Consider the following 241-nt stretch of genomic DNA (forward strand, 5'->3'; position numbering starts at 1 on the left):
GCGGAACCCGAAGCGGCGGGCCGTGCCCCGGAAGGCCTCCACGCCCCGCTCGGCGGCCCCGGAGGCCATGCCCGCCCGGACGGCGGCCAGGACCACAGCGGCGGCGTCCAGCGCGTTGTGCCGGCCGGGCACCTGCAGATGCAGGGTGCGCTCCGGGCCGCCCGCCATGCGGAACGTGGCGCGCTGGCCCACTCCGGTCTCGCCCGGCTCCACCGCGAGCTCGGTGACCAGCAGGGCCGGC

At 79.7% G+C, this 241-nt stretch carries 1 pseudogene; it reads right to left on the bottom strand.

What is annotated here, in order from left to right:
• Positions 1-241 (bottom strand): annotated as a pseudogene (locus KVS67_RS12850) (UDP-N-acetylmuramate--L-alanine ligase); the annotation flags it as partial.

Origin of the sequence: Micrococcus sp. GbtcB5 (assembly GCF_019091605.1) — a bacterium.
GTDB classification, from domain to species: Bacteria; Actinomycetota; Actinomycetes; order Actinomycetales; family Micrococcaceae; genus Micrococcus; species Micrococcus luteus.